Source organism: Enterobacter quasihormaechei (assembly GCF_004331385.1).
Classification (GTDB): Bacteria; Pseudomonadota; Gammaproteobacteria; order Enterobacterales; family Enterobacteriaceae; genus Enterobacter; species Enterobacter quasihormaechei.
Genome location: NZ_SJON01000001.1, coordinates 503,719 through 526,314, shown reverse-complemented (window position 1 = coordinate 526,314; position 22,596 = coordinate 503,719). Strand labels below are relative to the sequence as shown.

Here is a 22,596-nt window from a genome sequence, read left to right as displayed (position 1 = left end):
GTAAGTTATAACCGCGAGAATGCATTGCCCTGACGCGGTGGTGCGACAAAATGACCGGGACCCACCTCACGCAGCGCCACGCGCTCCAGGGTTTCGCCCCGTTTACGAATATTGCTCGGCATGTCGTCCTGCAACAGCACGCGCTGGGCGTGACGATGCTCAGGATCGGCAACCGGCACGGCGGCCATCAGCTTGCGGGTGTACGGGTGCTGCGGGTTTTCAAACACCGCCCGACGGGGGCCGATTTCAACAATTTGTCCCATGTACATCACCGCCACGCGATGGCTGATCCGCTCAACTACCGCCATATCGTGGGAGATAAACAGAAACGCAATGCCTAAATCCCGCTGTAAATCGAGCAGGAGATTGATGATTTGCGCGCGGATAGAAACATCCAGCGCTGAAACGGACTCATCCGCAATCACCACTTTTGGATTCAGCGCCAGCGCCCGCGCGATGCAGATACGCTGTCGCTGACCGCCGGAAAATTCGTGGGGATAACGCCAGGCATGCTCCGGCTTCAGGCCCACGCGCTCCAGCAGCCACGCGACGCGGCGCTGCGCGGCTTCACCGTCGAGCAGGTTGTGCACCCGCAGCGGCTCCATAATCGAGTACCCCACCGTATGGCGCGGATCGAGCGACGCATACGGATCCTGGAAAATAAACTGAATATCCCGCCGCACCGCCTGCAATTTACCGTTGGGGAGGGTGTCGATGCGCTCACCGTTGAAGGTGATGCTCCCCTCCTGCGACTCAACCAGCCTGAGCAGCGCCCGTCCGGTGGTGGATTTACCGCAGCCGGACTCCCCCACCAGCGCCAGCGTTTCGCCCGGCCAGAGGTCAAAACTGACGTTTTCAACCGCATGCACTTCGCGCTTCACGCGATTAAGGATGCCGCTGCGCAGCGGGAAACGGGTCACCAGGTCACGCACTTCAAGTATCGGCCTGCCGGGAACCACCGTATTCTGCTCGGTTTCGTCTTCCTGATGGCCCGGTTCGGTCTGGGACATCAGCGGAAAACGGCGCGGATAATCACTGCCATTCATCGCGCCCAGACGCGGGACCGCCGCCAGCAGCGCGTTGGTATAGGGATGCACCGGCGCATGAAAGACCTGCTCCACCGTGCCGGTTTCCACGGCATTGCCCTGATGCATCACCAGCACCCGATCGGCAATATCCGCCACCACCCCCATATCGTGGGTGATAAATATCACCCCCATCTCCATCTCCTGCTGTAACACCTTGATCAGTTGCAGGATCTGGGCCTGAATGGTGACATCCAGCGCCGTGGTCGGTTCGTCCGCAATAAGCACCGCCGGACGACACGACAGCGCCATCGCTATCATTACCCGCTGGCGCATGCCGCCCGAGAGCTGATGCGGATAGCGGGACAACATGGTGTGCGCCTCGGGGATCCGTACCCGCTCCAGCATCCGTTTCGCTTCGCTGAGCGCCTCATCGCCGCTCAGCCCCTGATGCAGGCGAATCGACTCGGCAATCTGCTCGCCCACCGGGAAGACCGGGTTCAGCGAGGTCATCGGCTCCTGGAAGATCATCGCGATATCCGCCCCGCGCACGCCCTGCATCTGGGACGCGCTCAGCTCGTTAAGATCGATAACCTGACGGTTGCGGCGGCGCAACAGCATCTGCTTGCTGGTGATTTGCCCGCCCGTCTGCTCAAGCAGACGCATCAGCGCCAGTGCGGTGACGGATTTACCAGAACCGGACTCGCCGACAATCGCCAGCGTTTCGCCGCGATTGAGCGAAAACGATAAATTCTGGACTGCCGGGATAAACTGCCGCTCTTCCTGAAAGGCAATATTCAGCTGATGAACAGCCAACACTTCCCGGCTGTCCAGCTCTTCACTGTGCGGCACGCAATGCCCCCTTATTCACGATAGATGCCTGTGCTGGGCGCATCGCCGGCATATCCCCACGCACGGTACATCCCTTCACTGTTGAACGGCAGCGCCACGTTACCCTCCCGATCCACGGCAATTAAGCCACCTTCCCCGCCCAGCGCTGGCAGCTTTTCCATCACCACCCGCTCGCAGGCCTCGCTCAGGCTTAATCCGCCGTAATCCATCAGCGCGGTAATGTCGTAGGCCGCCAGCGCGCGGATAAACACTTCGCCGGTGCCGGTGCACGACACCGCCGCGGTGGCATTATTGGCGTAGCACCCTGCCCCCGGCAGCGGGCTGTCGCCCACGCGTCCGGGAAGTTTGTTGGTCATGCCGCCCGTTGACGTCGCGGCAGCGAGGTTGCCGGCTTTATCCAGGGCCACCGCGCCAACCGTGCCCATCTTGCTGCGCTCATCGAGCGGCGCGGCATGGTCCAGCTGCGTCATCCCCGCAGTGCGGGCCTCCAGCAACTGCCGGTAACGCTCCTCAGTGGAAAAAAGATCGGGCGAGACCGTGTCCATCCCGTGCTCAACGGCAAATTTCTCCGCTCCCGCGCCCGCCAGCAGCACATGCGGGCTGTGATCCATCACCAGACGCGCGGCCAGTACGGGATTGCGCAGGCGACTCACGCCCGCCACCGCCCCCGCTTTCAGGGTGACGCCGTCCATCACGCAGGCATCCAGCTCGTGCGTTTCATCACGCGTGAAGACCGCGCCAATGCCGGCATTGAACAGCGGACACTCCTCCAGCAGGCGCACCGCTTCGGTCACCACATCCAGCGCGCTGTCGCCCGCTTCCAGCATGCGCTGGCCTGTTTCCACGATGGCGTTCAGCGCATCAATGTAACGCTTCTCCTGCTCGGGACTGAGCTGTGCACGGGTGATTGCCCCGGCACCGCCATGAATTGCGATAACCGCTTTACTCATTTCGCATCACCCATCAGCCTGGCTGGCTGCTTTTTCTATAAATATCATTATCGTCGACGAATCTTCAGATGATTTTTGAATATAGAAAGACGCAACTGTGATGTAAAGCGTACACCCATCGGTGTCATACAGTTAGCCGCACTTTTCTGCCATAATGAGCGCTTTCGTTGTTACTCCGCAGGAGCCCACCATGGATTTTACCGCCGGACTGATGCCGCTTGAGACGGCACTCTCGCAGATGCTTGACCGCATTACCCCACTGCACGACGTTGAGACGCTGCCGCTTGTGCGCTGTTTTGGCCGTATTGCCGCGCGCGATATCGTCTCGCCGATGAACGTGCCGGGGTTCGATAACGCGGCGATGGACGGCTATGCCGTACGTCTGGCGGATCTGCAAACGGGTCAGCCGCTGCCGGTGGCGGGTAAAGCGTTTGCCGGGCAGCCGTTCAACGGTGAATGGCCTGCGGGCACCTGCGTACGCATCATGACCGGCGCGCCGGTGCCAAAGGGCTGTGAAGCCGTGGTGATGCAGGAAGAGACCGAACAAACGGACGACGGCGTGCGTTTTACCGCCAGCGTCAAAGCCGGACAGAACATTCGCCTCACCGGGGAAGACATTACCCTCGGCGCGACGGTCTTTGCCGCCGGGCAAAAACTGACCGTCGCTGAGCTGCCGGTGCTGGCATCGCTTGGCATCGCGGAAATTGACGTTGTCCGCAAAGTGCGCGTGGCGGTGTTCTCTACGGGAGACGAGCTTCAGCTTCCGGGCCAGCCGCTGCACGAGGGGCAGATTTACGATACTAACCGTCTGGCGGTACACCTGATGCTGGAGCAGCTGGGCTGCGAGGTGATTAACCTCGGCATCATTCCAGACGACCCGGAAAAACTGCGCGCGGCGTTTATCGAGGCGGACAAATCCGCCGACGTGGTCATCAGCTCCGGCGGCGTATCGGTTGGCGAAGCGGATTACACCAAAACCCTGCTTGAAGAGCTGGGCGAAATCGCCTTCTGGAAGCTGGCGATTAAGCCGGGCAAACCATTCGCGTTTGGCAAGCTTCCGCACAGCTGGTTCTGCGGCCTGCCGGGTAACCCGGTCTCCGCCGCGCTGACCTTCTACCAGTTGGTGATCCCTTTGCTGGCGAAGCTCTCGGGCAACAATGCCAGCCCGCTGCCGGAACGTCTGCGCGTGCGGGCGGCAACGCGCCTGAAAAAATCACCGGGTCGTCTCGATTTCCAGCGCGGCATTCTGGCGCGCAGCGCCGACGGTGATCTGGAAGTGAGCACCACCGGGCATCAGGGTTCGCATATTTTTAGCTCCTTCAGCCAGGGCAACTGCTTTATCGTGCTGGAGCGCGAGCGCGGCCACGTCGAGGCGGGCGAATGGGTTGAAGTGGAACGCTTTAACCACCTGTTCGGAGGCTGACATGACGGTGGAACTGAGCGACCCGGAGATGATGCGCTACAACCGCCAGATTGTGCTGCGCGGGTTTGATTTCGAGGGGCAGGAGGCGCTCAAGGCGGCCAGCGTGCTGGTTGTGGGCCTTGGGGGACTTGGCTGCGCGGCGGCGCAATACCTGGCTGCGGCGGGTGTCGGCCGCATGACGCTGCTGGATTTCGATACCGTGTCGGTGTCCAACCTGCAACGCCAGACGCTGCACAGCGACGCGACGGTTGGTCAGCCAAAAGTGGAATCTGCACGCACGGCGCTGGCGCGCATCAATTCCAACGTTCAGTTCACCCTGATTGACGCCCTGCTGGATGAAGACGCGCTGTTTGCGCAGATTGCACAGCATGACCTGGTGCTGGACTGCACCGATAACGTCGCCATTCGCAATCAGCTCAATGCGGGCTGCTTTGCCCATAAAACGCCGCTGATTTCCGGCGCGGCCATCCGCATGGAGGGGCAGATTAGCGTTTTCACTTACGCTGAGGGAGAGCCCTGCTACCGCTGCCTGAGCCGTCTGTTTGGCGAGAATGCGCTGACCTGCGTCGAGGCGGGCGTGATGGCGCCGCTCGTCGGCGTGATTGGTTCGTTGCAGGCGATGGAGGCGATTAAGGTGCTGGCGCATTACGGCACCCCGGCAGCGGGTAAAATCGTGATGTACGACGCGATGACCTGCCAGTTCCGTGAGATGAAGCTGATGCGCAATCCGGGATGTGAGGTGTGTGGTCAGTAAAAAGTCGGGTGGCGGCTTCGCCTTACCCGACCTACAACGGCTCGAACGGCGCCACCCGGCAACAGCAATGCGAACGTAGGCCGGGTAAGCGTCAGCGCCACCCGGCAACAGCATCAAATAGACGTCCGTCCAAACGCCCCCTGCCAGTCCTGCTCAAACTTCACAACCGCCGCGTCCACCGCCGGAGAGGTAATAAACTGCTGCGCCACGTCCAGCGGCAGCGTGATGGACTCACACCCCGCCAGCAGGCAGTCCAGCGCCTGACGCGGCGTTTTGAAGCTCGCGGCGAGCACTTTTGACTGCGGCGCGTGCAGGGTCAGCAACTGTTGCAGTTCGACCACCGTCTGGATCCCGTCCCCGCCCTGCGCGTCCACGCGGTTCACGTAAGGGGCCACATACTCAGCACCCGCCAGCGCGGAGAGCATCCCCTGCGCTGCGCCGTATACCGCGGTACCCAGCGTCGGGATCCCTTCTGCTTTCAGCATTTTGATTGCCGCCAGCCCTTCAGCGGTCACGGGCACTTTTACCACCAGGTCGTTAACGATCGCGCGCAGCTTACGTGCATCTTCCACCATCCCTTCGGCGGTCGTCGCCATTATCTGAGCGAACAGACGGCCCTTGCCGCCCAGCGCGTCGTGCAGCGCGGGCAACAGCTCTTCCAGGGGCGTTTTCCCTGCCGCCACAATGCTTGGATTGGTGGTCACGCCTGCCAGCGGAAAGATGCGCGCCAGCTTTTTGACTGCCGCAACGTCAGATGTGTCGAGATAAAGTTCCATGATGTCACCCTCAAAATTAGCCTGCACTTACCCTATCACGAGAAAACCTGCTCATGAATTGACCCATATCAAGATAACTTTCATTCGAAAGTAATTTAATCTTCATATGTAATTCGAGGGCAAAAAAATGATCTTCAATGTACAGCGTTACTCCACCCACGACGGCCCCGGTATTCGAACCGTGGTATTCCTGAAAGGCTGCTCGCTGGGCTGTCGCTGGTGCCAGAACCCGGAAAGCCGCTCCCGCACGCGGGACGTACTGTTTGATGCACGGCTGTGCCTGGACGGCTGTGACCTGTGTCAGCAGGCCGCGCCGGAGTGTATTGAACGTGCGCTGAACGGGCTGGTCATCCATCGTGAAAAATTAAGCGAAGAGACGCTCACTGCCCTCACCGACTGCTGCCCGACCCAGGCGCTCACCGTCTGCGGGGAAGATAAGCAGGTGGAAGAGATCATGGCCACCGTGCTGCGCGACAAGCCCTTCTACGACCGCAGCGGCGGCGGGATCACCCTTTCCGGCGGCGAGCCGTTTATGAACCCTGACCTGGCGCACGCCCTGCTTAAGGCCAGCCATGAGCAGGGGATCCACACCGCCGTCGAAACCTGCCTTCACGTGCCGTGGCACTATATCGAGCCGTCATTACCGTACGTCGATCTGTTCCTTGCCGACCTGAAGCATGTGGATAGCGAGGTGTTTAAACAGTGGACCGACGGTTCGGCCAAACGGATCCTGGACAACCTGAAGCGCCTCGCCGCTGCCGGGAAAAAAATCACCATCCGCGTGCCGCTGATCCAGGGCTTCAACGCCGATGAAGCGTCTGTTACCGCCATCACCAACTTCGCCGCCGACGAACTCGGCGTCGATGATATCCATTTTCTGCCGTATCACACGCTGGGCATGAACAAATACACCCTGCTCGGCCAACCCTACTCTGCCCCTGACAAACCGCTGGATAACCCTGCGCTACTGGACTTCGCACAGCAGTATGCCTGCCAGAAAGGGTTAACTGCGACCTTACGAGGATAAACCTATGACCACCCTGAATCTCAACACCCTCAGCGAGCGCATCAAGGCGCACAAAACGGCGCTGGTGCATATCGTTAAGCCCCCGGTCTGTACCGAGCGCGCACAGCATTACACCGAAATGTATCAGCAGCACATGGACAAGCCGATCCCGGTACGTCGTGCGCTGGCCCTGGCCCACCATCTGGCAAAACGCACCATCTGGATCAAGCACGACGAGCTGATTATCGGTAACCAGGCAAGCGAAGTGCGCGCCGCGCCGATCTTCCCGGAATACACCGTCTCCTGGATCGAGAAAGAGATTGACGATCTGGCGGACCGCCCGGGTGCTGGCTTTGCGGTGAGCGAAGAGAATAAACGTATTCTGCATGAGATCTGCCCGTGGTGGCGCGGCCAGACGGTGCAGGATCGCTGCTATGGCATGTTCACCGACGAGCAGAAAGGCCTGCTGGAAACCGGCATCATCAAGGCTGAAGGCAACATGACCTCTGGTGACGCGCACCTGGCGGTGAATTTCCCGCTGGTGCTGGAGAAAGGTCTCGACGGCCTGCGTGCGAAAGTGGCCGAGCGCCGCTCGCGCATCAACCTGACGGTGCTGGAAGACCTGCACGGCGATCAGTTCCTGAAGGCGATCGATATCGTGCTGGAAGCCGTAAGCCTGCACATCAAACGCTTTGCCGACCTGGCGCGTGAAATGGCGTCTACGGAAACCCGAGACAGCCGCCGCGACGAGCTGCTGGCGATAGCGGAAAACTGCGACGTCATCGCCCACGAACCGCCAAAAACCTTCTGGCAGGCGCTTCAGCTGTGCTACTTCATTCAGCTGATCCTGCAAATTGAGTCCAACGGTCACTCCGTTTCCTTCGCCCGTATGGACCAGTATCTTTACCCGTACTATCGTCGCGACGTGGAGCTGGACCAGAGTCTTGATCGCGAGCACGCCATCGAGCTGCTGCACAGCTGCTGGCTGAAGCTGCTGGAAGTGAACAAGATCCGCTCCGGCTCGCACTCCAAAGCCTCGGCGGGCAGCCCGCTGTATCAGAACGTCACTATTGGCGGCCAAAAGCTGGTTAACGGCGAGCCGATGGACGCGGTGAACCCGCTCTCTTACGCCATTCTGGAATCCTGCGGCCGTCTGCGTTCCACCCAGCCAAACCTGAGCGTGCGCTACCACGCCGGCATGAGCAACGACTTCCTCGACGCCTGCGTGCAGGTGATCCGCTGCGGCTTCGGGATGCCGGCATTTAACAACGATGAAATCGTGATCCCGGAATTTATCAAGCTTGGCGTGGAGCGCGACGATGCGTATGACTACGCCGCAATTGGCTGCATCGAAACCGCGGTGGGCGGAAAATGGGGCTACCGCTGCACCGGCATGAGCTTTATCAACTTTGCCCGCGTGATGCTGGCGGCGCTGGAAGGCGGTCGCGACGCCATCAGCGGCAAGGTATTCCTGCCGCAGGAGAAAGCCCTCTCTGCCGGAAACTTCGACAATTTCGATGAGGTGATGGCGGCGTGGGATAACCAGATCCGCTACTACACCCGTAAATCCATTGAGATTGAGTACGTGGTGGACACCATGCTGGAAGAGAACGTCCACGATATTCTCTGCTCGGCGCTGGTGGATGACTGCATCGAACGCGCGAAAAGCATCAAGCAGGGCGGCGCGAAGTATGACTGGGTTTCCGGCCTACAGGTGGGGATCGCCAACCTTGGCAACAGCCTGGCGGCGGTGAAGAAGCTGGTGTTTGACCAGGGCGTAATCGGTCAGCAGCAGCTGGCGGCGGCGCTGGCGGATGATTTCGACGGGCTGACCCATGAGCAGCTGCGCCAGCGCCTGATCAACGGCGCGCCGAAGTACGGCAACGACGACGACAGCGTGGACATGCTGCTGACCCGTGCTTACGAAACCTACATTGAAGAGCTGAAGCAGTACCACAACCCGCGCTACGGCCGCGGCCCGATTGGCGGTAACTACTACGCGGGTACGTCGTCTATCTCCGCGAACGTGCCGTTTGGCGCGGCAACAATGGCCACGCCGGACGGCCGTAAAGCCCACACCCCGCTGGCGGAAGGGGCAAGCCCGGCCTCCGGTACGGACCACCTCGGCCCGACGGCGGTTATCGGCTCCGTGGGTAAACTGCCTACGGAAGCGATCCTCGGCGGCGTGCTGCTTAACCAGAAGCTGAACCCCTCGACGCTGGAAAACGACAGCGACCGTCAGAAGCTGATGGTACTGCTGCGCACCTTCTTCGAGGTACACAAAGGCTGGCATATTCAGTACAACATCGTCTCGCGCGAAACGCTGCTGGAAGCGAAGAAACACCCTGACCAGTACCGTGACCTGGTGGTGCGCGTAGCGGGATATTCGGCGTTCTTCACCGCCCTGTCGCCGGACGCGCAGGACGATATTATTGCCCGTACTGAGCATACGCTGTAAAAAAACGCCCGGTGGCGCTGCGCTTACCGGGCCTACATTGTCCCTTCGTAGGCCGGGTAAGGCGAAGCCGCCACCCGGCTTTCTGACTTTCATTCGAAATTAAATTTGTGCTCCCCGTCACCTTGTTATTAGAATGTTTCAAAACGCAGTGACCCAGGAGCACAGTATGACCGTTAAAGTTATCGTCACCGATATGGACGGAACTTTCCTTGATGATGCCAAGCAGTACGATCGTGACCGCTTCCAGGCACAGTTTGAACAGCTTAACGCCCGCAATATTGAATTCGTTGTCGCCAGCGGCAACCAGTATTACCAGCTCATCTCCTTCTTCCCCGAGCTGAAAGAGCAGATTTCCTTCGTGGCGGAAAACGGCGCGCTGGTCTTCGATCACGGTGAGCAAATTTTCCACGGCGAGCTGACGCGCCATGAGTCGCAGATCGTTATTGGCGAACTGCTGAAGGATAAAGGGCTGAACTTTGTGGCCTGCGGGCTGGAAAGCGCCTACGTTAGCGACAAAGCCCCGGACGCCTTCGTGGCGCTCATGTCAAAGCACTATCATCGCTTAAAGCGCATCAGCGATTACCGTGAAATCGACGACGTGCTGTTTAAGTTCTCCCTGAACCTGCCGGACAGCGATATCCCGAACCTGGTCGATAAACTGCATGTCTCCCTGGACGGCATCATGAAGCCCGTCACCAGCGGCTTCGGTTTTGTCGATTTGATTATCCCCGGCCTGCACAAAGCTAACGGCATCAGCCGCCTGCTGAAACGCTGGAAAATCTCCCCGCAGGAGTGCGTGGCTATTGGCGACAGCGGCAACGATGCGGAAATGCTGAAGCTGGTGAAATACGCTTTTGCAATGGGCAACGCGGCACAGAGCATTAAAGACATTAGCCGCTACAGTACCGACGATAACAACCATCAGGGCGCGCTGAACGTGATTCAGGCCGTGCTCGACAACCACTCTCCTTTCGACGTCTGATCCTTTCCTCGCCGGAGCCTCGCTCCGGCTCCTCACTCTTTTCCCGTCCTGTGGCTTGCGTCAAGTTTTTAAACTTGCATTAACTTATTTTTAACTTAAAGTATCACTTGTAGATACTTTTACTTTCGAATGAAAGATGCGGGGCAGTTATGACCTTTACCAGTGAAACCTTGCCAGCGGACCACAAAGCGGCAATTCGTCAGATGAAACGCGAGCTACGGGCCCAGATTGGCGACGTTCAGGCGGTGTTCGACAGGCTCAGCGACAGCATTGCCACCCGCGTGGCGGAAATCAACGCGCTGAAGAATAAAGGCGAAACCGTCTGGCCGGTAATTCCCTTTGCAGATGTGAAAAACGGCACGATTACCGACGCCCAGCGCGAAGCCGTTAAACGTCGCGGTTGCGCGGTGATCAAAGGCCACTTCCCGCGTGAGCAGGCGCTGGCATGGGATCAGTCGATGCTCGACTACCTCGATCTGAACAAGTTTGACGAGGTGTACAAAGGGCCGGGCGACAACTTTTTCGGCACCTTAACCGCCTCCCGTCCGGAGATTTACCCGATCTACTGGTCACAGGCGCAAATGCAGGCGCGCCAGAGTGAAGAGATGGCGCAGGTACAGTCGTTCCTGAACCGTTTATGGACATTCGAGAGCAACGGCAAGCAGTGGTTCGACCCTGACGTGAGCGTGATTTACCCGGACCGCATCCGCCGTCGTCCGCCGGGAACCACCTCCAAAGGGCTGGGGGCGCATACCGATTCCGGCGCGCTGGAGCGCTGGCTGCTGCCCGCTTATCAGCAGGTCTTTGCCCGCGTGTTTGACGGCAACGTCGAGAAATACGATCCGTGGAACGCCGCACACCGTACCGAAGTGGAAGAGTACACCGTGGATAACACCACCAAATGCTCGGTGTTCCGCACCTTCCAGGGCTGGACGGCGCTGTCGGATATGATCCCGGGACAGGGGCTGCTGCACGTGGTGCCGATCCCGGAAGCGATGGCGTACATTCTGCTGCGTCCGCTGCTGGACGATGTGCCGGAAGACGAGCTGTGCGGCGTGGCGCCGGGGCGCGTACTGCCGATTTCCGAGAAGTGGCACCCGCTGCTGATCGAAGCATTAACCAGCATTCCGGCGCTGGAAGCCGGTGATTCCGTCTGGTGGCACTGCGACGTGATCCACTCCGTCGCGCCGGTGGACAATCAGCAGGGCTGGGGCAACGTGATGTATATTCCTGCCGCGCCGATGTGCGAGAAAAACCTCGCCTACGCGAAAAAGGTCAAGGAAGCGCTGGAAACCGGCGCGTCGCCGGGCGATTTCCCGCGCGAGGATTATGAGAAAAGCTGGCAGGACCGCTTCACCGTGAACGATCTGAACATTCACGGCAAGCGCGCGCTGGGCATGGCTTAACTGTCGTACAGCCCTTCCCGCTCAACGGCGGTGCGTCGTTTTCCCTGACGTATCCGCCGTACCGATTCCCGCACGGCCAGCGTGCCGTTCAGCAGCAATGTTCCGACCGGCGCGTCCGGGCGCATCAGCCGCTGCTGGAGCATATGCACCGCTTCGGTTCCCAGCTCATCGCGCGGGACATGCACCGCCGTTAAGGGCACATCCTGAATCGCCGCCAGATTAAAACCGTCAATACTCATCACCGAGACGTCCTGCGGCACGCGCAGACCGTGATTTTGCAGCGCGCTGATGGTCCCTGCCGCCATAAAATCGCCGCCCACCAGAAACGCCGTCGGCAGATCTTTCCCTGTCTGCTGGTGAAGCCACTCGCTCACCAGCTGTTCGGTCTCTCTGGCGCTGAAGCTCGGCACCACCAGCAGGTCGCGCCTGTCGTTAAACCTGAGATTATGGGCGTGCCACGCGTCGCGGATCCCCGACAGGCGCAGCTCCATGGTGTACCGGCGCAGGCAGAGCACGTTCATCACCTCGCGGTGCCCCATCTCGAACAGGTACTCCGCCGCCCGCTCGCCAATGGCGCGATGATCCGGCGCAACGGCAGGCAGGCGCATGTGGCGGTCCCGGCAGTTAATCAGCATGCAGGGCTTACCCACGTCCACCGCCAGATCGTGGATATGCGGATCGTCGATACCAAGCAGAATGGCCGCCTGGGTATCCGGCTCGTTCATCCGGGCCAGAAACAGCTGCGCGTCGCTGTCGTTCTCCTCCAGCGCGCAGTAACGCAGGCGAACCTCGTGCGAAGCCAGGCCTTTACCGACGCTCTGGATGACGCGGTAGTAAAAGATGTCGGACCGCTCGTCGAAAGCACGCTGCGGGGCAAAAACCACCAGGCTATTTAACAGCAGACGCCCCGCCGCCATGCCGTCCATTACCCCCAGTTCCCGCGCGCACGCCAGCACCTTCGCCCGCGCCTTTTCGCTGGTGTTTGCCTTCCCCGCCAGCACGCGAGAAACGGTGCTGATGGAGAGCTGGGTACGGGCGGCGATTTCGGTGATTTTAAGCCTTTTATCCATTTTGTGATCTGGCTCCAGATGTGAAATGAAAAAATTTTCACAGCATTTTTATCAGGTAATAACTTAGCTGAACGCCATAATGCCGAAAAACGAACCTCAGTTATGAGAAAGTTTGCACAAAATCCACTATTCCCTGCTCATTTTCTTTCATAAGGTGAACCTGTCACACAACTTCCATACTAGTTGTATAGCAGCTTAACACTCTAAAACAGATAACTTTCAAACGCATAACGCTGTGTGACACCTGAACCCACGTCCCCTACCGTCCGTCTTGTGGAGAAGAAAATGAGTCAGGACATCAATAACACCGTTGCGACAAGCAAAACCCGTCGCGTCATTAAGAACCTGCGCTGGTATGTACTGGTGCTGTTTCTTCTTGGCGTGACCGTTAACTACATCACCCGTAACTCGTTAGGAATTCTCGCCCCTGAGCTGAAGGAGAGCCTTGGTATCACCACCGAGCAATACTCCTGGATCGTCGGCGCATTCCAGATTGCCTACACCATTTTCCAGCCCCTGTGCGGCTGGCTGATCGACGTTATCGGCCTCAAGATTGGCTTTATGGTCTGTGCCGGGATCTGGGCGCTGATGTGTATCTTCCACGCGGGCGCCGGAAGCTGGCTGCATCTCGCGATCCTGCGCTTCTTTATGGGCGCTTCTGAGGCTGCCGCCACCCCAGCGAATGCCAAAACCATCGGTGAATGGTTCCCGAAATCAGAGCGTCCCGTTGCCGCCGGCTGGGCGGGCGTGGGCTTCTCCATTGGCGCGATGCTGGCCCCGCCTATCATCTACTTTGCTCACGCGTCGTTTGGCTGGCAGGGTGCGTTTATGTTTACCGGCGTGCTGGCGCTGCTGTGGGTGATCCTCTGGTGGGCGTTCTACCACAACCCGGAACAGCACCCGAACCTGAGCCGCGACGAGCTGGCGTTTATCAAACAGGATAACGAACCTGCGCCGGTCAGGCTGCCCTTTCTGACCGCGCTGAAAACCGTCTCGAAAAACAAACGCTTCTACGGTATCGCCATTCCGGCCTTTATGGCGGAACCGGCCTGGGCAGTGCTGAGCTTCTGGGTGCCGCTGTACCTCGCTAAAGAGCACGGCATGGATTTGAAGCAGATTGCGATGTTCGCCTGGCTGCCGTTCCTGGCCGCCGACCTCGGCAGCGTAGCGAGCGGCTACCTCACCCGGCTCTACACCCGCTGGTTCGGCTGCTCCCGCGTCAACTCGGTGGTGGCCAGCTCCGTCACCGGCGCGTTCCTGATGATTTCGCTGGCCATCGTCGCCGTGACTCGCGACCCGTATATCACCATCGTGCTGATCTCCATCGGCGGCTTCGGGCACCAGATTATCTCCTGCATGCTGAGCGCGCTGGTGGTGGAGTCCTTTGATAAGGGCCAGATGGCGACCGTCAACGGCATGCGCGGCTCGGCGGCGTGGATCGCCAGCTTCCTGTTCTCCCTGTTAATCGGGGTGACCGCCGACAAAATCGGCTTCAACCCGCTCTTTATCGCCATGGGGTTCTTTGACCTGATTGGCGCTCTCTTCCTGGTGGCATTTATTGCTGAACGTCGCGCCAAGCGCGCCTGATAGTGGATGTATTGCATATGAAAACCCTGAAAAACTGGACCGTCGATAAGCAGTCTGCGAATCATCTGGAACTGCTGGTGGATAACCAGCACCGCCTGTGCCTGTACGTGCTGGAACAGAACCTGTTCCGCGTGCTGATCAAACGCAAAGGCGAGCTGGCGCTGGACCGCACCTGGAGTATCGCCCCGGAACAAGACGTGCCGTGGGAGGGTCGACGCCGCGATGATCTGAGCGGATTCTCCTGCCCGACCTGGACCCTGACGCAGCAGGATGACACGTTAACGGTGGAAACCGAGAAGCTGCGCGTGACCGTCCACCAGCCCCTGTGGCTGGAGTGGCACTACCGCAATGATGCGGGCGAATGGCAGCCGCTGGTCCAGGATCGCCCGACCAGCGCCTACCTGCTAAACGCCCACGGCGACGGCGTGGCGCACTATCTCAGCCGCCGCAAGGACGAGCGTTTCTACGGTCTGGGCGAGAAAGCGGGTGATTTACAGCGCAACGGCAAACGCTATGAGATGCGTAACCTGGACGCGATGGGCTACAACGCCGCCAGCACCGATCCGCTGTACAAGCACATCCCGTTCACCCTCACCCGCCGCGATGACGTGAGCTACGGCCTGTTCTACGATAACCTGAGCAGCTGCTGGCTGGATCTGGGTAACGAGATCGACAACTATCACACCGCCTATCGCCGCTGGCAGGCGGAAGCGGGCGACATCGACTACTACCTCTTCACCGGCGAGCGCGCGCTGGACGTCACCAAAGCCTTCGTTCGCCTGACGGGGAAAACGCTGTTCGGGCCGAAATGGAGCCTGGGCTACAGCGGCTCGACCATGCACTACACCGACGCGCCGGACGCCCAGAACCAGCTGATGAACTTCATCCGCCTGTGCGATGAGCATGCCATTCCGTGCGACTCGTTCCAGCTCTCCTCCGGCTATACCTCGATTAACGGCAAGCGCTACGTCTTCAACTGGAACTACGATAAGGTGCCGCAGCCGAAGGTGATGAGCCAGGCATTCCACGATGCGGGGCTGAAGCTTGCGGCCAACATCAAGCCGTGCCTGTTGCAGGATCATCCTCGCTACGGCGAGGTGGCGGAACGCGGCCTGTTCATTCGTGATTCAGAAACCGATGCGCCTGAACGTTCAAGCTTCTGGGATGACGAAGGCTCGCACCTCGACTTCACCAACCCGCAGACGGTGCAGTGGTGGCAGAACGGCGTGACCACGCAGCTGCTGGAGATGGGCATCGACTCCACCTGGAACGACAACAACGAGTACGAAGTGTGGGACGGGGAAGCGCGCTGCTATGGTTTCGGCAAGGAGATTGCCATCAAGCACATTCGTCCGGTGATGCCGCTGCTGATGATGCGCGCCTCGCTGGAAGCGCAGCAACGCTTTGCGCCGGAGAAGCGTCCGTATCTCATCTCCCGCTCCGGCTGCGCCGGGATGCAGCGCTACGTTCAGACCTGGAGCGGCGACAACCGCACCAACTGGGACACCCTGCGCTATAACATCCGCATGGGGCTGGGCATGAGCCTGTCCGGGCTGTTCAACGTTGGTCACGACGTCGGCGGTTTCTCTGGTGATAAGCCGGACGCCGAGCTGTTCGTGCGCTGGGTGCAGAACGGCGTGATGCATCCGCGCTTTACCATCCATTCCTGGAATGACGATCGCACCGTGAACGAACCGTGGATGTACCCGGGCGTGACCCCTGCGATCCGCAGCGCCATTGAACTGCGCTATCGCCTGCTGCCGTATCTCTACACCCTGCTCTGGCAGGCGCACGCCGACGACGAGCCGATGCTGCGCCCGACCTTCCTCGATCACGAGCACGACGCGCAGACGTTCGAAGAGTGCGATGACTTCCTGCTGGGCCGCGACCTACTGGTGGCAAGCGTCGTCGAAGCCGGGCAGCGCGAGCGCCGCGTCTGGCTACCGGACAACGACACCGGCTGGTACGATTTTTACACCCACGCGTGGTATGCTGGCGGGCAATCCATCGTCCTTGATGCGCCGCTGGAAAAACTGCCGCTGCTGGTGCGCGCCGGGGCCGGTTTGCCGCTCAGCGATCGCATCCGTCACGTGAGCGCCGATAAAGACGATACCCGTGAGCTGAAGCTGTTCCCGGTGAAAGGCGTCGGCACCACCTCCGGACTGCTGTTTGAGGACGACGGCGAAAGCTGGGGCTACCGGAACGGCAACGCGATGTGGGTGGAATGGGAGATGGTGTGTGATGGATCAACCATCGACCTGAAGGTGAACGCGCGCGGTGACTATCGTCCGGCGTGGAAAGCGCTGAAGGTGTCGTTACCGGCGGGGGAAAAACGTACGCTGCGGGTGAACGGCGTTGAAAGGTCTGAATGGGTAATCTAGTCCGTTAAACCGGTTTTCTTTCAGCAGAAAGAAAACCGGAACCCCTTTAATCTACGGATACGCCAGCCAGCTTCCACTGTTCGTTTTCTTTGTACATAGTGACGGTGATAACCCCCGGCGCCCCATTTTTGAACGTGACTTTACCCGACAGGGTGCCAACACCGTTCGTTACGTTAATACTGTTGAACGAGTAGTCTTCAATTTCAGGGAAGTTAACGGACTTCGTCGCCTCAATAAATTCCTCTTGCGTCATTTCCCTTTGAATAGCATAAGAACTCGCCCGCCAGGCTTCCGCATATTGCCCATGGCGCAGCAGATCTACTTCCGCGCGGGCCGCATCTTTTACCCCGCCCATTGAAACGAAGAGGACTGAACCGATGCCCACTACGGCGATTAATATCGCACCAATCACGCCCGCGATAACAAACTTTCTTTTTTTCTTGTCTGCCAGAATGCCCTTTACCTGCCAACCGGCATTGCGGACAATATCAAAGATGGGATCGATTATTTCTGTAGAGACAAATTTATAGCCATAAATTTTGTCAATACTGCCATCTTCTTTGACGCCCAAGGCGCCGCCCGCTGAGAATTCAAGTTTCTTACCTACGTGTACAGATTTGCTGAATTTGAAGGCGCCGAGGCTGGCATCCCATTCCACATCTGTGGATTTCTCGCGATAGCGAACCTGTTTTTTGCTTTCGTCAAAGAACAGTCGTAGTTCGTACTGTTTCTTCAACCCCGCTTTGCCAAAAATTTCCTGCCACTTCGCATCAACGATATTCCACGACGCGACGATATCACTCCCCTCTTCCCGCAGAATAAAAGGATATTCATCGTTGGCATTCAGGTTTAATAACCGGGTTTAAGATTAGCTAAAGAGATGGTTCCTGTCTGATTCATTCTTCCCTGTCCATGTTAAATTAAACAGAGCGCATCGTAGCCGATGTTGTGGCTACAGTTCACCTATAAAGCGAATATTTCAGATTAAAACAATATGAGTAATTCACGTTACGGTAGCAGCCAGCATACCCGTAACGTGAAAGAAGGCGGGAAACTATCCGTCGATACCTTTGCTGCGCAGGTAATCTTCGTAGTTGCCGGTGAAGTCCACCACGCGCTCTGGCGTAATTTCGATCACGCGGGTCGCCAGGGAGCTGACGAACTCACGGTCGTGAGAGACGAAAATCAGGGTGCCCTGATACATCTCCAGCGCCATGTTCAGCGATTCGATAGATTCCATATCCAGGTGGTTGGTTGGTTCGTCCATCACCAGGATATTCGGTTTTTCCATCATCAGCTTGCCGAACAGCATACGGCCCTTTTCACCACCGGAGAGCACTTTGGCGGGCTTTTTGATGTCGTCCTGGCTGAACAGCAGACGCCCCAGAATGCTGCGTACCGCCTGCTCGTCGTCCCCTTCCTGCTTCCACTGGCTCATCCAGTCGAAGACGGTCAGGTCGTTTTCGAACTCATATTCATGGTCCTGCGCGTAGTAACCAATCTGCGCGTTTTCAGACCATTTCACGGTACCGTTGTCCGGTTGCAGTTCGCCTACCAGGGTTTTCAGCAGGGTGGATTTACCCACGCCGTTGGCGCCCAGAATGGCAATCTTTTCGCCCACTTCCAGCAGCAGGTTGAAGTTTTTAAACAGCGGGCCTTCATCAAAGCCTTTGGTCAGCGCCTCAACTTCCAGCGCGTTACGGAACAGTTTCTTGTCCTGCTCGAAGCGAATGAACGGGTTCTGACGGCTGGAGGCTTTCACCTCTTCCAGCTTGATCTTGTCAATCTGGCGGGCACGTGATGTTGCCTGACGGGATTTAGAGGCGTTAGCGCTGAAGCGGCTCACGAAGGATTGCAGGTCCGCAATCTGCGCTTTCTTCTTGGCGTTGTCGGCAAGCAGACGTTCACGCGCCTGAGTTGCCGCCGTCATGTACTCATCGTAGTTGCCCGGATAAACGCGCAGCTCGCCGTAGTCCAGATCCGCCATGTGAGTACAAACCATGTTCAGGAAGTGACGGTCGTGCGAGATGATGATCATGGTGCTGTCGCGATCGTTCAGCGTCTGCTCCAGCCAGCGGATGGTGTCGATGTCCAGGTTGTTCGTCGGTTCGTCGAGCAGCAGGATGTCCGGGTTAGAGAACAGCGCCTGTGCCAGCAGCACGCGCAGCTTCCAGCCTGGGGCGACTTCGCTCATCGGGCCGTAATGCTGTTCTACCGGAATACCGACGCCCAGCAGCAGTTCGCCCGCACGCGCTTCCGCAGAGTAGCCGTCCATTTCGCCGTACTGCGTTTCCAGGTCGGCCACTTTGTAACCGTCTTCTTCGCTCATTTCGGCGAGACCGTAGATACGATCGCGCTCCTGCTTCACTTCCCACAGCTCCGCGTGCCCCATGATCACGGTGTCGAGCACGGTGAACTCTTCGAAGGCGAACTGATCCTGACGCAGCTTACCGATACGCTCGTTCGGATCGAGCGACACGTTGCCCAGCGTCGGCTCTAAATCACCGCCGAGGATCTTCATAAAGGTGGATTTTCCGCTACCGTTGGCACCAATCAGGCCGTAACGGTTGCCGCCGCCAAATTTGACGGAAATATTTTCGAACAGCGGCTTACTGCCAAACTGCATAGTGACGTTGCTGGTAACTAACACGGAGAGATTCCTGCGAAAAGTGTGATAAACACGGCATTATGCCACAATTCCGAATTGAGATCCCGTGTTGCGGTAATCCACTAAACTTTAACAAAATCGAAAAAAATGTGATTTCGTACACATCTGAATTCCCAGTTAACGGGAATGCACATATAATGCGCTCCCATTACAGATTCAGTCTTATCAACTCATCGCCAGAATGGCTTAGATACCTCGCATAACATGAACATGAAATTAACAACGCTTTTTGCGGCGGCGTTAGCCGTAGTAGGTTTTTGTAAGACCGCGTCTGCGGTGACGTATCCCCTGCCGACAGACGGAAGCCGTCTGGTGGGTGAAAACCAGGTGGTGACGGTTCCGGAAGGTAACACCCAGCCGCTGGAATACTTCGCGGCGCAGTACCAGCTCGGCCTGTCTAACATGCTGGAAGCTAACCCGGGCGTTGACCCGTACCTGCCAAAAGCGGGCACGGTGCTTAACATTCCGCAGCAGCTGATCCTGCCGGATACCGTTCACGAAGGTATCGTGATCAACAGCGCCGAAATGCGTCTGTATTACTACCCGAAAGGCACCAACACGGTGATCGTGCTGCCTATCGGCATCGGCCAGCTGGGCAAAGATACCCCGCTGAACTGGACCACCAAAGTTGAGCGTAAGAAAGCGGGCCCAACCTGGACGCCGACCGCCAAAATGCACGCGGAATACATCGCTGCGGGCGAGCCGCTGCCTGCCGTTGTACCTGCCGGCCCGGATAACCCGATGGGTCTGTACGCGCTGTACATTGGCCGTCTGTATGCCATCCACGGCACCAACGCCAACTTCGGTATCGGCCTGCGCGTGAGCCACGGCTGCGTGCGTCTGCGTAACGACGACATTAAGTTCCTGTTTGAAAACGTGCCGGTCGGCACGCGCGTGCAGTTCATCAACGAACCGGTGAAAGCGACCTCCGAGCCGGACGGTAGCCGTTACATTGAAGTGCACAACCCGCTGTCCACCAGCGAAGATCAGATCAACAACAACGAAATCGTGCCGATTAAGCTGACCAGCGCGGTGCAGGCCGTGACCTCTCAGGCGGATGTTGAAACGACCGTCGTTGACCAGGCGATTCAGAACCGTTCCGGTATGCCGGTACGTCTGAACTGATTGCGAAACGTCAAAAAAGCGGGCCACGGTGCCCGCTTTTTTTTATCCGTTATTTACGATAACGATGCCGCCATGATCGTAGCGATAATGGCAGTGGGCGTACTCCAGCGGCGTGCCGTCCTCCAGATAGATCACCTGCTCCACCTCCAGCACCGGATCGGTTTGCTCGCAGATCAGATGCTGCATATCCAGCGCACTGGGCTTCAGCGCCCTCACCACCCGATATGACCCCATGATCTTCAGCCCCAGCGTCTCCTGAACGTACTGGAACACCGAACTCTCAAGATGGGCTTTGTTCAGGCCGGGCACCAGATTGAGCGGCATCACCGTGGCGTCCAGCGACATGGGCTCACCGTTCAGCAAGCGCAGGCGGATGAAGTCGTAGATCGGCGCATCCGGGTTTATCATCAGCGACGCCTGTTCTTTCTCGTTCGGGAAGCGCAACTCGAAATGCACCACCTTGCTCGTCACCGTGCCTAAATGCTCCCAGGTTTTGGTCGCCCCGAAGTAGTCGCTGCCGGAGAGATCCCACTGCGAAAGCTGGAGAAAGTTTTTGCGAATGAAGGTCCCCTGCCCCTGACGCGTATAGACCAGCCCTTCAACGATCAGCTGGCGCATCGCCTGCTGAATGGTCATCCGGCTGGTGCTGAACTCCGCCGCCAGCGCAAACTGGTCCGGCAGCGGTTCATTGGCGGCGTACTGCTGGCTGATAATGCGTTTTTTGATTTCCCGCGCTATGGTGATGTACTTCGCCGCCATCGTCCTTCCTTCTGATTAGTTTTCTGTCCCGCTGTTCTTCAGCGCCACTCTCTCGGCCACCTTGAGGAAAGGCAGGTAGAAGAATACACCAAATACAATGATTGCCAACTGCACCACCACGGCGCGCCAGTCTCCCGCCGTCGCCAGCCAGGCGCTGAGGATCGGCGGCGTGGTCCACGGGATCATCACCACGCAGCGCGACATCAGCCCCAGCGTGGTACAGAGCCACGCAAAATAAATGCCGATGGCGGGCAGCAGCACAAACGGGATCATCAGCGGCAGGTTAAAGACAATCGGCAGGCCGAAAATCACCGGCTCGTTGATGTTGAACAGGCCCGGCGCCAGCGACAGCCGCGCCACCTGCTTCGCCGACTTTTGTCGGGAGAAGATAAAAATGGCGATCAGCAGCGAGATCGTGCTGCCCGTACCGCCCACCATGCCAAACGTCGGCACAAAGATGTTGTTGATGATGTGCGGGATCGATTGTCCGTTGGCGAAGGCCAGCATGTTTTCATTGGTGTTAATCAGCAGGAACGGCTCCAGCACCACGCTGTTGACCACCGACTGATGAATACCGAGCGTGAACAGGAAGTTACCGAAGCTGTAGATGAAAATCGTCCCCGGCAGGCTGGTGTTGATCAGCCGCAGCGGCTGCTGGATAAAGGTCGTAATGAGGTGGATCAGGTCCGTGTGCAGCACGTTCGCCAGCAGCGCCGCCAGCACCGCAAACAGCGACAGCGTGAGAATGGTCGGGATCAGCGCGGTAAAGGATTTGCTCACCGCCGGAGGCACGTTTTCCCCCAGCGAAATGTGCAGCGCCTTCAGCCGCGAAATGGCGATGAATAGCTCGGTGGAGAGCAGGCCAATCAGCACCCCGGCGAAAATCCCGGTGGAGCCGATATTGGCGAACGTCAGCACCTGGGTGACGTTCACCGTGGCCTCGCTGCCGACGGGCGTAATCTGTAAGCGCATCGGCATCATGATGATAAAGCTGCTGACGGCGATAACCACTGCCGAGACCGGATTGTCGAAATCTTTGTTGCGCGCCAGCGACCAGGCGATCATTGGGGCCAGCAGCAGCGCGGCGATGTTCAGCGTGCCGTTGACGATCGCCTCGCCCCACACCTTAAACTGTGTGAGCGTGTCACCCTCAAAAATCCACGGGAACACCACGTTGTTCACCAGCACCGCCAGACCGGCGAGGATGAAAATCGGCATCACCGTGGCGAAGGCATCGCGCAGGGAGCGCAGGTGCACCTGGTTTGCCAGGCGCGCCGAGAACTCAACAAATTTATCGACAAAAGACTGCATGTGCGGTGTTATTTTTGCTTCAGACATAGCGGATAGTTCCCATCAATCAGTCACAAAAACGGC

At 58.4% G+C, this 22,596-nt stretch carries 17 protein-coding genes; 9 read left to right on the top strand and 8 right to left on the bottom strand.

Going from position 1 to position 22,596, the window contains the following annotated elements:
- Nucleotides 1–5 precede the first annotated feature (5 nt).
- Nucleotides 6–1,877: a glutathione ABC transporter ATP-binding protein GsiA gene (gene gsiA / locus E0L16_RS02525; protein WP_107534996.1), complete on the bottom strand. Its 1,872-nt coding sequence runs from the start codon at nt 1,875–1,877 to the stop codon at nt 6–8.
- An 11-nt stretch (nt 1,878–1,888) separates the two neighbouring features.
- Entirely contained in the window at nt 1,889–2,827 is a 939-nt protein-coding gene (iaaA, locus tag E0L16_RS02520; RefSeq protein WP_102750320.1) for a beta-aspartyl-peptidase, read from the bottom strand.
- Nucleotides 2,828–3,017: 190 nt separating this feature from the next.
- Between iaaA and moeA the strand changes: the two genes are divergently transcribed.
- A complete protein-coding gene (gene moeA / locus E0L16_RS02515; RefSeq protein ID WP_131636239.1) occupies nt 3,018–4,250 on the top strand; it encodes a molybdopterin molybdotransferase MoeA in 1,233 nt (410 codons plus the stop codon).
- Nucleotide 4,251: 1 nt separating this feature from the next.
- Nucleotides 4,252–5,004, top strand: a complete 753-nt coding sequence (gene moeB, locus E0L16_RS02510; RefSeq protein ID WP_131636238.1) for a molybdopterin-synthase adenylyltransferase MoeB — start codon at nt 4,252–4,254, stop codon at nt 5,002–5,004.
- A gap of 113 nt (nt 5,005–5,117) precedes the next feature.
- On the opposite strand, the gene fsa is transcribed toward moeB, so the two are convergent.
- Nucleotides 5,118–5,780 carry a fructose-6-phosphate aldolase gene (fsa, locus tag E0L16_RS02505; protein WP_131636237.1) on the bottom strand — a complete coding sequence of 221 codons (663 nt, stop codon included), beginning with the start codon at nt 5,778–5,780 and terminating at the stop codon, nt 5,118–5,120.
- A 127-nt stretch (nt 5,781–5,907) separates the two neighbouring features.
- Between fsa and E0L16_RS02500 the strand changes: the two genes are divergently transcribed.
- The 4 genes from E0L16_RS02500 to E0L16_RS02485 all read left to right on the top strand — a co-directional run bounded on the left by E0L16_RS02500 (nt 5,908) and on the right by E0L16_RS02485 (nt 11,632).
- Nucleotides 5,908–6,807 carry a glycyl-radical enzyme activating protein gene (locus tag E0L16_RS02500; protein WP_131636236.1) on the top strand — a complete coding sequence of 300 codons (900 nt, stop codon included), beginning with the start codon at nt 5,908–5,910 and terminating at the stop codon, nt 6,805–6,807.
- A gap of 4 nt (nt 6,808–6,811) precedes the next feature.
- The gene (locus tag E0L16_RS02495; RefSeq protein WP_131636235.1) at nt 6,812–9,244 is read left to right on the top strand and encodes a formate C-acetyltransferase/glycerol dehydratase family glycyl radical enzyme; all 2,433 of its coding nucleotides are present in this window, start codon (nt 6,812–6,814) and stop codon (nt 9,242–9,244) included.
- 166 nt (nt 9,245–9,410) lie between these two features.
- The gene (locus E0L16_RS02490) at nt 9,411–10,226 is read left to right on the top strand and encodes a Cof-type HAD-IIB family hydrolase (protein WP_063449261.1); all 816 of its coding nucleotides are present in this window, start codon (nt 9,411–9,413) and stop codon (nt 10,224–10,226) included.
- 149 nt (nt 10,227–10,375) lie between these two features.
- A complete protein-coding gene (locus E0L16_RS02485; RefSeq protein ID WP_131636234.1) occupies nt 10,376–11,632 on the top strand; it encodes a DUF1479 domain-containing protein in 1,257 nt (418 codons plus the stop codon).
- Here the strand turns inward: E0L16_RS02485 and E0L16_RS02480 are convergent.
- Nucleotides 11,629–12,702 (bottom strand): LacI family DNA-binding transcriptional regulator, encoded by a 1,074-nt coding sequence (locus E0L16_RS02480; protein WP_131636233.1) that lies wholly within the window; start codon nt 12,700–12,702, stop codon nt 11,629–11,631. The two genes, E0L16_RS02485 and E0L16_RS02480, sit on opposite strands and share 4 nt — an antisense overlap.
- 285 nt (nt 12,703–12,987) lie before the next feature.
- Here E0L16_RS02480 and E0L16_RS02475 point away from each other — a divergent pair, with 285 nt between their 5' ends.
- Both E0L16_RS02475 and E0L16_RS02470 read left to right on the top strand, forming a co-directional pair.
- Nucleotides 12,988–14,289 (top strand): MFS transporter, encoded by a 1,302-nt coding sequence (locus E0L16_RS02475; protein WP_107534987.1) that lies wholly within the window; start codon nt 12,988–12,990, stop codon nt 14,287–14,289.
- Between the two features lie 17 nt (nt 14,290–14,306).
- Nucleotides 14,307–16,670: a glycoside hydrolase family 31 protein gene (locus E0L16_RS02470; RefSeq protein ID WP_131636232.1), complete on the top strand. Its 2,364-nt coding sequence runs from the start codon at nt 14,307–14,309 to the stop codon at nt 16,668–16,670.
- Between the two features lie 46 nt (nt 16,671–16,716).
- Here the strand turns inward: E0L16_RS02470 and E0L16_RS02465 are convergent, their stop codons facing one another.
- Nucleotides 16,717–17,406, bottom strand: coding sequence for a DUF4019 domain-containing protein (locus tag E0L16_RS02465; protein ID WP_242672210.1), 690 nt, complete (start codon nt 17,404–17,406; stop codon nt 16,717–16,719).
- Between the two features lie 318 nt (nt 17,407–17,724).
- Nucleotides 17,725–19,320, bottom strand: a complete 1,596-nt coding sequence (locus tag E0L16_RS02460; RefSeq protein ID WP_041910703.1) for an ABC-F family ATPase — start codon at nt 19,318–19,320, stop codon at nt 17,725–17,727.
- 222 nt (nt 19,321–19,542) lie between these two features.
- On the opposite strand from E0L16_RS02460, the gene ldtB reads away from it, so the two are divergent.
- Nucleotides 19,543–20,463 (top strand): L,D-transpeptidase, encoded by a 921-nt coding sequence (ldtB, locus tag E0L16_RS02455; protein ID WP_063449266.1) that lies wholly within the window; start codon nt 19,543–19,545, stop codon nt 20,461–20,463.
- A gap of 42 nt (nt 20,464–20,505) precedes the next feature.
- Here the strand turns inward: ldtB and E0L16_RS02450 are convergent, their stop codons facing one another.
- Entirely contained in the window at nt 20,506–21,222 is a 717-nt protein-coding gene (locus tag E0L16_RS02450) for a GntR family transcriptional regulator (protein WP_063866189.1), read from the bottom strand.
- 15 nt (nt 21,223–21,237) lie between these two features.
- Entirely contained in the window at nt 21,238–22,560 is a 1,323-nt protein-coding gene (locus E0L16_RS02445; RefSeq protein WP_131636231.1) for a PTS sugar transporter subunit IIC, read from the bottom strand.
- Nucleotides 22,561–22,596: the final 36 nt, after the last annotated feature.